The 13,371-nt window shown below is 48.4% G+C and carries 11 protein-coding genes, 1 tRNA gene and 1 pseudogene; 5 read left to right on the top strand and 8 right to left on the bottom strand.

Features of this window, described 5'->3' with window-relative positions:
* Positions 1-182: 182 nt before the first annotated feature.
* A complete protein-coding gene (locus tag AOA63_RS16130; protein ID WP_053960827.1) occupies positions 183-2,552 on the top strand; it encodes a glycoside hydrolase family 15 protein in 2,370 nt (789 codons plus the stop codon).
* Between the two features lie 20 nt (positions 2,553-2,572).
* On the opposite strand, the gene AOA63_RS16125 is transcribed toward AOA63_RS16130, so the two are convergent.
* Complete coding sequence (locus AOA63_RS16125) at positions 2,573-3,208, bottom strand: trimeric intracellular cation channel family protein (RefSeq protein ID WP_053960826.1); 636 nt, start codon at positions 3,206-3,208, stop codon at positions 2,573-2,575.
* 225 nt (positions 3,209-3,433) lie between these two features.
* Here AOA63_RS16125 and AOA63_RS16120 point away from each other — a divergent pair, with 225 nt between their 5' ends.
* The gene (locus tag AOA63_RS16120) at positions 3,434-3,706 is read left to right on the top strand and encodes a TMEM165/GDT1 family protein (RefSeq protein WP_020376279.1); all 273 of its coding nucleotides are present in this window, start codon (positions 3,434-3,436) and stop codon (positions 3,704-3,706) included.
* A gap of 168 nt (positions 3,707-3,874) precedes the next feature.
* On the opposite strand, the gene AOA63_RS16115 is transcribed toward AOA63_RS16120, so the two are convergent.
* Positions 3,875-4,858: a hypothetical protein gene (locus AOA63_RS16115; RefSeq protein WP_139061674.1), complete on the bottom strand. Its 984-nt coding sequence runs from the start codon at positions 4,856-4,858 to the stop codon at positions 3,875-3,877.
* A 379-nt stretch (positions 4,859-5,237) separates the two neighbouring features.
* On the opposite strand from AOA63_RS16115, the gene AOA63_RS16110 reads away from it, so the two are divergent.
* Together AOA63_RS16110 and AOA63_RS16105 are read left to right on the top strand one after the other, a co-directional pair.
* A complete protein-coding gene (locus tag AOA63_RS16110; protein WP_053960823.1) occupies positions 5,238-6,170 on the top strand; it encodes a ketopantoate reductase family protein in 933 nt (310 codons plus the stop codon).
* 24 nt (positions 6,171-6,194) lie between these two features.
* Positions 6,195-6,269, top strand: a tRNA-Arg gene (locus tag AOA63_RS16105).
* 220 nt (positions 6,270-6,489) lie between these two features.
* On the opposite strand, the gene AOA63_RS19875 is transcribed toward AOA63_RS16105, so the two are convergent.
* The 3 genes from AOA63_RS19875 to AOA63_RS16095 form a co-directional block, all read right to left on the bottom strand.
* A complete protein-coding gene (locus AOA63_RS19875; RefSeq protein ID WP_206742835.1) occupies positions 6,490-6,660 on the bottom strand; it encodes a hypothetical protein in 171 nt (56 codons plus the stop codon).
* A 658-nt stretch (positions 6,661-7,318) separates the two neighbouring features.
* Positions 7,319-8,044: a hypothetical protein gene (locus AOA63_RS16100; protein ID WP_053960822.1), complete on the bottom strand. Its 726-nt coding sequence runs from the start codon at positions 8,042-8,044 to the stop codon at positions 7,319-7,321.
* A gap of 359 nt (positions 8,045-8,403) precedes the next feature.
* Entirely contained in the window at positions 8,404-8,868 is a 465-nt protein-coding gene (locus tag AOA63_RS16095; RefSeq protein ID WP_139061673.1) for a hypothetical protein, read from the bottom strand.
* Between AOA63_RS16095 and AOA63_RS16090 the strand changes: the two are divergent.
* Positions 8,867-9,187 (top strand): annotated as a pseudogene (locus AOA63_RS16090) (DUF4277 domain-containing protein); the annotation flags it as partial. The gene AOA63_RS16095 and the pseudogene AOA63_RS16090 overlap by 2 nt on opposite strands.
* 87 nt (positions 9,188-9,274) lie before the next feature.
* On the opposite strand, the gene AOA63_RS16085 reads toward AOA63_RS16090, so the two are convergent.
* The 3 genes from AOA63_RS16085 to AOA63_RS16075 are packed head-to-tail and all read right to left on the bottom strand — an operon-like array spanning position 9,275 to position 13,062.
* Positions 9,275-10,381, bottom strand: a complete 1,107-nt coding sequence (locus tag AOA63_RS16085) for a GerAB/ArcD/ProY family transporter (protein WP_053960819.1) — start codon at positions 10,379-10,381, stop codon at positions 9,275-9,277.
* Positions 10,381-11,478, bottom strand: coding sequence for a Ger(x)C family spore germination C-terminal domain-containing protein (locus AOA63_RS16080; RefSeq protein ID WP_053960818.1), 1,098 nt, complete (start codon positions 11,476-11,478; stop codon positions 10,381-10,383). Before AOA63_RS16080 ends, AOA63_RS16085 begins: the two co-directional genes overlap by 1 nt.
* A complete protein-coding gene (locus AOA63_RS16075) occupies positions 11,479-13,062 on the bottom strand; it encodes a spore germination protein (RefSeq protein WP_053960817.1) in 1,584 nt (527 codons plus the stop codon). It abuts the gene before it with no gap.
* Positions 13,063-13,371: the final 309 nt, after the last annotated feature.

The raw sequence follows: 13,371 nt of genomic DNA, 5'->3' as shown, positions 1-13,371 counted from the left end.
AGACCATTGAGCTTATCCGGCGACTTAGGGCCAAAGCAGGTTAAAGGCGTTATCTCGTGCAAAAATTTCATGGTTTTTGGCCTGGTGTCCCAACCTTTTCGTTGTGATGCTCATGCATAATGAAAAGAAGCAGCACATTTGAGATTGTCCCATTTGCATAACAAAGGTAGGGAGGGGATTTAATGCAGGCACCCGGAGCACCAGGACTCGAACCACGGTGGACCAGTAGTGATAAAATGGCGGTTGGCACATCAATTGCTGGAACATCCCGCGTATGGTTTACTTTATCGCATGGAATTTTAAATGAAATCTATTTTCCTCGGATGGATCAGGCCAATACCCGCGACGCGCAATTTCTTGTCCTCACACATGATGGCCGCTTTCTGGAAGAAAAACGGGATCTGCGGCATGAGTTTCATTACATAGACCCCGATGCACCCGCTTTTGAACTCATTAATACGGATCCTCAGAGCACCTTTCGGATCATCAAACGGATTGTCACATGGCCCGATGGCAATGTCGTTATCCAACAGTTTCGCTTTGAAGTTCTCAAGGGATCAATTGAAGACTTTCGGGTTTTCTTGTTAGTGGCTCCCCATATCGGCAATCAGGGGGCACACAATAACGCACAAATTATCACCTTGCGCGAAGAACCAGCATTATTGGCTTGGCGGGAAGCTACGGCATTATGCATTCAATCGACCGCCAAATTTCGATCCTGCAGTGTCGGTTACGTCGGAGCGTCAGATGGCTGGACACAACTCTATTATAGGCGAACACTAGAAGCCTATGATGAGGCTTTAGACGGTAATGTGGCCTTAACCGCGGAACTTGATTTAACAGAACCTGAACAGATGATTGCTTTGGCTTTTGGGCGCAGCATCCAAGAAGCAAAATTTACGGCGTCCTTAGCTCTATTGCATCCCTATTACACGATTGAACAACGCTATATTCAAGAATGGCGTGAATATATGAGTGGCTTAAGTGGCCTTTTACCTTATGATGATCCCCATAGTCGTGAGCAGCGCATTTCGGCCATGGTCCTAAAAATTCACCACGGCAAATTATTTCCGGGCGGCATTATCGCATCCTTATCAATTCCCTGGGGTAATGCTGCGGGAGACGGCAACATGGGCGGATACCATTTGGTTTGGCCAAGGGACATGGTCGAAGCGGCCCAGGCATTTATTGCCCTAGGAGACATTGAGGCGGCATGGCAGGCATTGTTGTTTCTGATTGCGACGCAGAAGGCGGATGGGTCGTGGCCACAGAATTTTTGGCTGGATGGCGTCCCCTATTGGTCAGGATCGCAACTCGACGAAACCGCTTTTCCTATTCACTTAGCCTATCATTTGTGGCAATTGAAAGATATAAAAAACCAACGGGCAGTTTACGGCATGGTCAAGAAAGCTCTCCGGTATATTTGCCTATCAGGTCCGGTGACGCAACAAGACCGATGGGAGGAAGACGGCGGCTATTCGCCCTCCACATTGGCTGCCACGATTAGTGCCTTAATCCTGGGGGCTGATTTAGCCCGGCAGCAGGGCGACGACAATATTGCCGAATTTTGTGAGCACCTTGCTGATTATTGGCAAGGGCGCATCGACAAATGGACTTTTACTGAGCATGGGCAAGTCGATCCCCGTTTTCCGCGGCATTATGTTCGCATTCACGTATCCGTCCCGCCCAGTCCCGACGGTCGGGTGGAACATGGCTACGTTCCCATCAAGAATGTGTTGCCAGGCGAACCGAATCAATATCCGGAAGAAGCCGTGATTGATGGCGGATTTTTGGAACTGGTCCGTTACGGCTTAAAATCGCCTCGCGATCCCCATATTGTCGATTCAGTAGCTGCCTATGATGCGGTGTTAAAGGTGGATTTGCCTTATGGTCCGTTATGGCACCGTTATAATCACGATGGATACGGCGAAATGCCTGATGGATCGCCATTTCAAGGTGCGGGCCAAGGACGTCTGTGGCCCTTATTGGCCGGAGAGCGGGGGCATTATGCTCTGGCACTCGGAGAATCTCCCGAACCTTATTTAAGAGCCATGGAAGGAGCCTCCAGTGTAGGCGGAATGATTCCCGAACAAGTCTGGGATCAACCGGATATTCCCGAAAAAGAACTCTTTTTTGGCCGGCCTTCAGGATCAGCTATGCCCCTGGTCTGGGCTCATGCCGAATACATCAAATTACTGCGTTCGGCCATGGACGGACGCGTTTTTGAAATGCCTGATGTGGTCAAAATGCGTTATACGATGCATCCCACGCATTCTCACATGGTGTTTTGGCAATTTAACCATAAACGCCATCATTTCTATCCGAGTGATGAGACTTTGCGGATTGTGGTGCCCCAACACGCAGAGTGTGTATTTACCACAAACGCATGGAAAACGCACCAGATGCAGGACATGAAGGATAACGGATTAGGTGTGTACTTTTTCGATGTCGATCTCAAAGGACAGGAAATGGTGGAATTCACCTTTTACTGGCCAGATGCGGGACACTGGGAAGGCCAAAATTACCGTCTCGATCTCATAAAAACGTCTTGACGCATGGCGAACTTTAGCATTCACGGAGTCGGCGAATTCCCTTTTTGCCGGCTCCATTGCGTGAAAAGATGGTGCGGAACACGCCAGTGAAAGATGACCGATATCATGCGCAAGACGACAATAGATCCTAAAAGCATATAAAGTTGGAAGGGACTTTGAACCCATTTAAGGCCAATAGCCAGCCCGCCTAAAATGGTCCAGATGGCATAATATTCGTCATGTTGTAACACAAAAGGTTTGCGTCCTGCAAGGACGTCGCGTAACATGCCACCTCCTATTCCCGTCAAGGTTGCTGCCACGATGATCGTTGCCAATCCGTGATGGGCTGAAACGGCATAGAGGGCTCCTTCAATTGCATAGGCGGCAAGACCCACTGCATCGAAAAAGATGAGAATCAAAGGCCAACGTTTAAGCCATATTGTGGGGAGAAGCAAGATGACAAGCGTGGTTAAAAGTGCAGTCTGGAACAATGCTGACTGACTCCATAATAGCTGGATGGGAAGGCCGATTAAAAGATTACGGATAGCTCCGCCCCCAAATGCGGTAATAAAGCTCAACACAAAAATCCCAAAGATATCATAATTTTCTTCAATGGCAACCAGAGCACCGGATATGGCAAATGCTATGGTGCCAAAAATATTAAGGATATTCCACATGTGCCTTATGACCCCCAAACATCGTGGCATCGCTATTGTCTCGTGCCAATCGCTTAAAGCGTCATTATATCATCTACCTTATCGGTAGAACCTGACACAACTAGCCAGAATTTTAGGCAAATGCTCGAGTATGGCCCATTTTTCGTTCATGAAACCGGCCGTTCTGTCATAGGTATCCTAAGAGATGGGGAGGACGAGGCACAAGCTATGTGGGGAGGGATTTGGGTGGATTGGAAGGTCATGTTGTCAACCTTTGGATTAATTTTCTTTGCCGAATTAGGGGATAAAACACAACTGAGTGTGATGACCCTGTCAGCTCAAAGCAATTCTGCATTATCCGTGTTTATTGGAGCCGCTCTCGCTTTATCGTTTAGTGCTTTATTGGGTGTCATTTTTGGGGAAGCTGTGACGAAATTGATTCCTGCCCAATATATTCACTTTGGGGCGGGAGCAGCTTTTGTTATTCTAGGATTTTTGTTGATGACGGGAAAGTTGTAATGGGAACAATGTGCTTCGCGACATTGGGATAATGAGGATCCCGGATGAACCTTTTGATGATGATCTATGAAAATCATAGATTTGAAGAAAATTATGAACATGGTAGTCACAGAAAAACTCTCCGCCCCTTGTTAGATTCTAGGGCGGAGATATTAAGAGCATTTGGCATTAAGCAGATAAACGGGAGGACATTTGTTTTTGCCCCTCAACTTTTCGCCAGTGCGTTTTGGTGGAGAGAATAAGAAGTAATAGGAGTGGTGCCGTATTTAAATTGGCACCGTAGGCTGGGCGAAATCCAAATCCTTGTCCAAGCCACCAAAAAGCGGCGAGATTGATGGCCAATACGGTCCAAAATAGCGCTTTCGGTGAGGGGATGATGAACAGCACTTCCATCAAGACCATGAGCGCCACGAGGATGAGGTTGATGACTAGAGCGTTATGTTCCAAGAGGGCTTGTTCTCCATGCCGTAACGCGATGACCCAGTGAGGTTCGGCGCCATCGACTTGCGGAATCCATACCGGTTGCCATGCGGTCGCGGAACTGAAATGGATAAGTTGCCAAATTGTTCCTAATCCCCAAACAACGACCAGGACTTTAAAAATCCATTGGGGCACTTTGGCATTGGTCCACCAAGATACAGGAGCTAAAAGGGCTAATGAGGCTAACAGGGCAAAAAATCCTGCACCGGGACTTCCCATCACTAAGGATGCGGAAGTGTGACTCAAGCCTCCCCAATTCTCTCCCGCAATCCATAGGAAAAATGACCAGAAAGCAGAAAGGATTAGGGCAATGCGGCCCGTAATGTTTTCTCTTTCTGTGAGCAAAACGATTCCTAAGACCATTTGGATAACGATACTCCACAGGGTGTCAGCTACTGGATGATGACCCCAAAATGGGGCAAGGGCATGTAATAACGGGTGAGTTTGCAAAGACTGTGCCGAAGCTACCGCCATAGTAGGCCACATTTGGATTAATGAGCTAATGGCCCAATAGGCTCCTAATCCGTACCAAAGAATAATACGACCTTTGGGGACTTTGGGCGGATGAGTGCGAATGACTAATAAAATGATGACTTTCGCACCGATCCCGAATAAAAGAAAAATCAACACATCTTCTAATGATTGTTGATACATTGTTATAGCTGAACTCACATAAAAACCTCCTTTGACACCGGTAATACCGCATGATAGGGAACCTCAGGATCTAAAGCCCGAAAACGCCCTTTCATAGTACGAATCATGATAATCGTGACATCACACTCATCTCGAATGCGTTAATACGTGAGATTGGCGGGAAAACACCATAAATACGCACTGGTTAAAAACCTCTATACCTATTGTAATGCTTTTTGCCTAATTCTTTGAGAGGTTAAATGCCATATATCATTAAAAGTAAATATTTCGGAAATATCAGGGAGAAAAGAGGAGAATCATTTCGGAATTAAGCCTTCATTGTGATGTTTGGTTCCTGCGTGATTTTATCAAACCTTTGCTATAGTAAAGTGAATAAAAATCATAGGGTGGTGAAGTGATGACTGTTTTGGTAATTGGAGCTGGTGCATTAGGCAGTTATTTTGGTGGAAAACTGATTCAAGAAGGCGTCCCGGTAACATTTTTAGTTCGTTCCGGTCGTTACCAACAAATTCAAAAGGACGGACTTGTGGTACACAGTGTCCACGGGGATTTTCATCTGCATCCGCCCATTTTGCAAAGGATTTCATCCGCGAGTCATTACGATGTCGTGTTTTTGGCGGTAAAAAGCTATCACCTGCCCAATCTGTGGGATACATTAGATCAATTAGTGACTCAAGGAAGTGTTATCATTCCTTTATTAAATGGCGTCGCCCACATGGATGAATTGCTCGCTCGTTATGGACCAGAGCATGTTTTAGGTGGAATATGCTACACCGAGGCGACACTTCTACCCAGTGGTGTCGTTGAACAAACGAGTCCAATGCAAGAACTGGTGGTGGGTTCTGTCACCGGAAATCTTCCGGCGAACATAGCATTTCTTGGGGAAGCTTTTGCACGACAAGGAGTGCAATTCACCGAGAGCCCAAATATTATGACAGATATGTGGATTAAATATATTTTTTTGGTGGTGTTCAGTGCGGCTACGACGGTATTTAAGAATAGCATCGGGGAAATTTTAGCGGATGAACACAGCGCCTCATGGTTATCCTATGCTCTGGAGGAGACCATAACGGTAGCTCGTTCCCTTCAAGTGGCTTTGCCCGAGGACATACATAGCCGCATTTGGAACCGAATTCAAAGCCTCCCTTTATCCATGACCTCATCAATGTTTAAAGATTCTCAGCGGGGATATCCGCTAGAAGTGGAACATCTTCAAGGATATCTTACACGTCAGGCATGGACATATCATGTGCAAATTCCGCGCATGGAAACGGCTTATTGGGCTTTAAGACCTTTGGCCTTGGGGCAAAATATTGCGAAGATGGCCTGATCATGATATTATAATTGAGCGTTTGCGCCCGTGGTGAAGTGGATATCACGCAGGCCTCCGGAGCCTGAAGCAGGGGTTCGAGTCCCTTCGGGCGCACCAAAAGTTTGAAACCCGCACCACACAATGTTGCGGGATTTTTATTGCCCCGCACCTCCGCCCCGTCACCACGAGGCGTCACCACGAGAGAACCCGCCCGCAACCGGGGCGATCCCGGGTGCCATTCGCGCCGTCAAAAGACACATCGCCCGAACCCAACGCTCCGGGGAAAACAGGGAGGAAATAGGACACGAGACGCCGCAGCCGTGGGCTGCAGGAACAACTAATCTTTAGGACGACTTTTATTTAGCATAGACCTGATGGTTACAAGGATTTGATCTTGTTGGGCCAGTGTGAGTTCGTTCCAGCATCTTTCAATTTTCAGCAATTTTTGTTGTGCCACAAAAGCTTCATCAGATATTGCCGATCCTCCAAGTAGTGTGGCCATTTGCATAGATTCCTGCACAAAGTTGTCCGCGTCAAACTCTCCTGTTGGCGACCGAAAACTGTCTTCCCACTTTGTCCCTAACGTGGCAAATGTCTCTTGTTCTCCCTACTTTCGCAATTCACGGTCCAACTCGACCTGACCCGTTACGGTTGCAAACGCAGAAAGCAAAAAAGCCGCTAACTGTGCGCCGTAAGCACTTCTGCGCTCTTGTCGACGCATTATTGCCCGGAGGGCCGAGGGTCCCGAGCACTGCGAAACCACGACATAGCGGACTCTGGACGCCTGGCGACTCCGGGCGGTATCGTCCGTGACGCGAGCGCAGAAATCTCCTTGCCGCCCATGCTTACAGAAATAGATTCCATCTCATCGTTATCGTGAGCCAACCCATGCGATCGGGCGATTTGTCTAGATATTGGGGATTAAACCGATTAATTATATATACAGTCATTGTTAGTCGATCAAAAAGGAGGTCAGCCAATGTTTAAATTAAATCCAAAAATTCTCATTGTCGTTGGGATAAGTTTGTTAGCAGCTGCAATATATTTCACTAACAAGCACCCGACTTTGTAGATGGCTTGCTGTCTGGGACAGCCATCGGATTGTTAGTGCTTGGATACTTTCCGAATACGATGGCCCCTTTCAAATCAATGAACCGACAATAACTTTAGAAAATGCCTCCATCCAACGGTTGGTTAATTTCTAAGATGTCGATAAGAATGTCCCAAGCTCGGCCATTGTCGGCTTCCGCCGAGAGCCTCCGGAAAAATCCTGTATACGCATTCACCCAGAGTTGAAACACGTGGCCCGCCGTCACCCATTCAAGATCTTGCGTCGGGTCAAATAATCCACGCTGTGTCCGTAATGCGTCCGGATCCGGATAGGCTAACACATGAAAAACCTCATAGTCTTGTATCCTTGCGTGTTCTAAGACAGTCAGAGACATTGAGTCCACCCACAAAGCTGGATTCAGCCATCCGACCCGTTGGCAATTTTCATAGGCCGTCCACTGGGGGCTGCCGACACTCAATACGAGAGGCAGTTCCTTCACGGGGAAAACACCGTAAGCCATTTGCTGGCCATTCATCCGATAAGTCCAGTGATGACCCACGGCAACATATTCTTCCTCCGTCCCGGCAGGACTTCGTTCCGCATAACGCCAGGCGTCGGGGCTTTTCCACCATGCCCGGAGTCTCCACGGTTCCGGTTGATTATCAAACGCAAACAACGCGGTGGGGTCCAAAAATCGCCAAAAAGGATGACGGCTTGGCTGCGCGTCCTCGCCGACGTCATAGTATTGCGCCCGCGCTACGGCACGCACGGTTTCGACGTTATCCCATGCATGGCGCATTAAAGACCGGACACTATCGGTTTCCTGGCTCGTACTTCTCATTAAGAATGCCTCCTTTGAGATGGTTTAATCTACGGGTTTAGGTACGGGACAAGACACCAAGGCTGTACGGTATGCGGGCGTAGAATTCCATATAGCTTCCGTACCATTGTAAAATACAGTATATCGGAGATAAGTTGCCATGGGATAAGATATACCTTGAGCAATCGCCAAAGTATCTCCGGGATAGCTCCAGCCGTGATCATAGGTACAGTGTTGCCATCCTGCACTGAGATTACCTTCACGCAGATAATACTATTGTCCTGACAATGCTTGGGCGACAATATTATTGTAACTTGTTGACGAAGTGATACGTGTTAATTGAACTAAGAGGGATTGAGGGTAAACAATAGAACATTTTATTATCCCCCAATTAATGCAGTTTCTATCATCTCGAAAATCTGTTCTGCCAGTTTTGTCTTGTCCCATTTCTGCACTTCATCGGTGTTGACATCAGCAAGCAACGAATAAAATTTCTTCACCATATCTCGCGGATTACAAAACACATTAAAGCTTTTACCCTTAAGGGGCTGGGAGATGTTTTCAAATGTCGTATAGCGAAATATCCAACAAGGTTCTTCGCCGATCACATCGATCAAATAGGTTTCGGCAGTGTAAGGATTCAAAAGATTGCGGTGGGTAAGAATTTCTCGTTCCTTAATGATCCGGTAAATCTCATGAAAGAACGGTTCGGTAAAAGTTTCGTCCGTGGATCTCTGTACCTTACTTTCCGCACGTGGCGGGAACAAAAAAATTATTTTTTTTGGGCTTATCGCAAAGGAGATTGTGTATCGCATGGCGAAGTAATCTCTTATGAACACACCCATGCCGACACCCGCTGTTGTGGGGGCTGGAACGGTCATCCGAGCCCTCTGTGAGGAAATTGGATTCGTCGAGGCCATAAATCAGACCGTTGCGTGGGATTCGCAGCGTTGCCACCTGTCGCCCGGCGAACGGATTTTCGCGCTCGTCGTCAATTTGCTCACCGCTCGTCGACCTCTGTATCGCGTCCACGAGCAATTTCAGTTAACCGATGTGCCCTTGTTGTTTGGATCCGGCCGCACCGCGGCCGATTTTACGGATGATGCCCTCGGACGGGCTCTGGATAAAGTCGCCGCCGCCGGTGGCGCCCGATTTTTTGATGCTAGTTAATGAAGACCACTTTTTTGATGGATATGGTAGTCTCTCGGTTTGATATTATTTCAGTCTTTTCTGCGCTGACGAAAGTGCTGGTTATGTTTCATGCTGGGAGTGATGCCAGAGGCTTAGCACAACGGCGCTGACTGTGGTGAAAACGGTCACGGTTAAGGCGACGGGATCAATAGCTCGTACGACCAGGTGCGTGGCGACAATGGGACTGGGTAAGAAATGGGCAATGAGAAGCCATTGTCCCGCAACGGCGACGATCACGATGATGCGATAACGCTCTCTTAGATGCCAGCCTTCTTGAAGATTGGTGGATAAGACCCATAAGTGCACTGTGAGATAAAGAATCAACGCGACGACCCATGCGATCATAATGAGCAGTCCGGGGCGGCTAATGAATGCTGTTTGAACGGTTAAATTGGAAAAAATATAAATCAGGGGCCATTCTAGGGTAACGGCCGCATCGGGGCCCAAGGTACCGATTACCAAAACATAAATCAGGATGATAATTAAACCTTGAAAAGCGATAGCGGCTAAAGCCCACCGCCGAATGACCGTCCAGCTGGTACCGCGAACATGGCCTCCGGCTGTCACGATCAGTTCCCCTTGGATCCAAAGATACCAGGTAGCCACAAATCCCCGGCCAATGGGGAGCAGTTGAATTTGACTGGAGGGGAGAATGGCTACCGGATTGCGTAGATTACCCAAGGATAACAGGGTGAGAAGAAGAAAGGAACCAATGACTAGGGGAAACCAAAATTGCACGGTGCGGGCCAAATGCGTCAGGGATTTACTGGCAAACCAAGTGCAGAGCAGGGCAATACTGAGTGTGAATACCAGCCGGGGGGTTCGGGGATAAAATGCGATGGACAAGAGCTGGCTAAAAAGCGCAAGCAATGCCCCATCGAGAAGAACATAGAGCAAAGCGGTGGCCATAAATACGGGCCACCGGAAAAATCCCCATAAAGAATGCATGCGCCCGAGTTCCGTCGCTCCCACTGTTTTCGGAGGCCAGAGTGTCTGTAACCAAACCAAAATCATGGCGGTGGCAATCGATAGGGCGATGGCCCAAGCTGCATCACGTCCGGATTCACTAATCACAGTTTGGGGCCAAATATACACACCGCCTGCCACGACAGAGACAGCAGTCATTAGGAAAAATTGGCCTCGACCAATCGGTTCTATCGGCTCCATTAACGTGAAACTCCTTCTCCAAGTACCTGAAATTTTACGGTAACCTGTGCATGAATAGGTAACTGGGTCAACTGCTCAGGACTGAATTGAGCAGCGAGAATGGGATGAGCCCATGCGGCACTCTTGGCAAATCCAAAGGGATCGGTATGGGTCTCATTGGCCCAGCGTATAGCTGTTAGGGACTCGGCAGCAATTCGTTGGGCGGCCTGATGGGATGCGATTTCTTCCATGTCACGGGTCACAATCACCCCTGGGGGTGTCGACATAATGATGCCATGGGCATGAATGGTAATGTGTACAGCCACGGATTGAGAAGTGAAATGGGCATGAACCTTCACGGATTCCCCGACTTTGCCGAGCACAAATTTATAAGATTCGACGGGTACGGTGAGTGCGGCATGGAGCACACGACCGGTTAAATAAGCAAACCCGGTCGTGGCTGTAATAGGCATCAACTGTGGAGAGCCATGGGGAGGATAAACAAGAATTTGCCGCACTGTTATTCCTCCGGAAATCGGCACGACAAGCGGTACGTAAGGTGATATACCAGGCGTTTCTGATTGAGCCCACCACTGCCATTCGCGTTGATCCAAATTGATGGCATGACAATTGGTGCAATCAAAATAGGTTGACAGGTAATAATAGGGGACGATGGTTTGAGGTGAGCTCCGGGTTAGAAGGGTCAGAGGACCTCGCTGGGCGGCCATCAACCAAAACGTTGCAGGGATCGGACCCATGGCATTTAACGCATCGACTATTTTCGCGACAGATGGGGTCTGTAGATGACGGTCCAATGCTAAGACCTGAAGTTCTCCAAAGGAAATATTGCGGTCGATGGCTGCTTGCGCTTCTTCTAGGGCTTGGGGCCATGTCTTGGCTTTTACAGTGACCGAATAGAACTGCTGGCTGGGCGGTATCCCGGTGAGACTGCCGACGCTGACTGCCACATTGGGAAAAACCATCGTCCACTGGTGATTACGTGTTACTCCCATGCCGACCACAATGGCTTCTTGCTCAATAGGCCGTTGATCCCAGCATCCGGTGATCATGGGGAGAAGAAGTGCCATAATCCATGGTTTCCATTGCCACCGGGCCATTCAGGATCGTCCTTTCTTTAAATGGGGTGGGGGCACAATATGGGAGTCGTCCATCGTTCGGATGTCTCTCGGCCGAGCTGTGGTGAGGCGGCGGCGAAAGCGGGTCCACGGTTGCCGAATGAAAAGATCGCGCCAATCGGTCACCCGAAAAGGAGCAAAGGGAACGAAATAAGGGGTGCCAAACGATGTTAAATCCGTAAGAAAACCCATGACGACCATGGTGACCCAGATGATGCCATATAAACCCAGCATGGCACTAGCGAGAAGCATGATGGCATTAACCAGACGCCATGTGCCGGTCAGATCATAAACCGGAACGGAATAAAAACTGAGCGCGGTTAAGGTGATGACGACGATCATTTGCGGGCTCACGAGCCCAGCCTTGACGACCGCAGTACCCACGACGATGGCGCCAACCGTGCCAATAGTTGTCGATAACGCCTTGGGAAGTCGCAATGCTGCTTCGCGCAAGACCTCAATCACTAAGACCATAAGGAGCGCTTCCACGAGTGGGGTGAATGGCAAGCCGGCATGATCGCCTGCTATGAGAATTAACAGAGCCGGAGGCAAGAGATTGGTATTGACCTCTGTTAAAGCAATATATAAAGCAGGTAGATAGATACCCATAATCCAACCAAAAAGACGGATGACGCGGACAAATGAAATATCATACCAGGCTCCCGAATAATCCATGGCCGTTCGGTAAAAATCGGCTAAGGGAGCGGGAGCGATTAGCACAAATGGATCGCCGTCGACCAAAATCACGGCTTTGCCCTCCAATAGAGCACGCGTAGCAATATCGACCCGTTCGGTGGAACGGATAGTCGGAAAGATAGACTGGGGATGGTCCCGGATTAACCCGGCAACTTCCGAGGAACTAGAGCGGCCGTCGAAATCAATAGTATTGAGTCGTTGGATAACCTGATCGATGAGATTAGGGTTGGCTAAGCCCCGCAGATAAGTTATAGCGACATCGGTGCGCTGTCTATGTCCCAAAGTAATGGGATGAAAAGTCAGGGCCGGATCATGAAAGCGTTGCCGCAATTGACCCATTTGGGTGGTGAGCAGCTCCGTGAAGGCATCATTGGGCCCGCGAATCGTCAATTCGGTTTGAGGGCGGCCGATACTCCGGGAGGGAAATTTGGTGGTATCCACTCCCCAAGCCCAAGTGATTCCAGGAACAAAAATCAGTGTCCATCCCTGAACCAAGTGCTGAAGCACATCTTTCCAAGTCGTGATGCGCTTGACAGGAGATTGACTAATGGGTATCCGATCCCATTGGTCAGGAGGGGCCGGTGAACTTATCAAGGCGGCCACGACATTCTGATCAACCTGTGTGGCATCGACGATAGTAGAAAGGTAGGCGAGGGACGCTGCCTGTGGTTGAATTGCGGGAGTTTCTACCATCCGAATCACCAAATCTGGGCTCGGTTTGAAGGAAGCCGTTAATAACGGACCCACTTGGGACAAGGGAGGCAGACTATTGCCTTCATTCAGATGCTGTAACAACTGGTCGATACGAAACAGAACATCTTGAGTTAAATTGGCCCAATCAGCATATATGTCGGGTAGGTCTTTGTTCATAACCATACAATCTGCCACAGTCGTTATTTTTATACAGATCTACCGCTAAATTCCGGTGTGCCTTACCGGGAATAATCAGAGACTTCCTGTGGCTAGAGTTTTCCTTGAAGATTTCTCACCTTTTCATGAAAATCTGAAGTCTAGGGACGGATGATAAGATTCTGCCGATCTCACGGAATGAGAGAAGATATGCACTGTTAGCAACTCAATTGGGGTATTTGAGGGTGATATTATATATTAAAAATCTTGTCACGTGATTAATTTTTATGAGATCTTGGTGATACAAGCACCATGACTGGTTAATGGTGT

The organism is Sulfobacillus thermosulfidooxidans (assembly GCF_001280565.1).
GTDB lineage: Bacteria > Bacillota > Sulfobacillia > Sulfobacillales > Sulfobacillaceae > Sulfobacillus > Sulfobacillus thermosulfidooxidans_A.
This window is presented reverse-complemented; position numbering and strand designations above follow the sequence as displayed.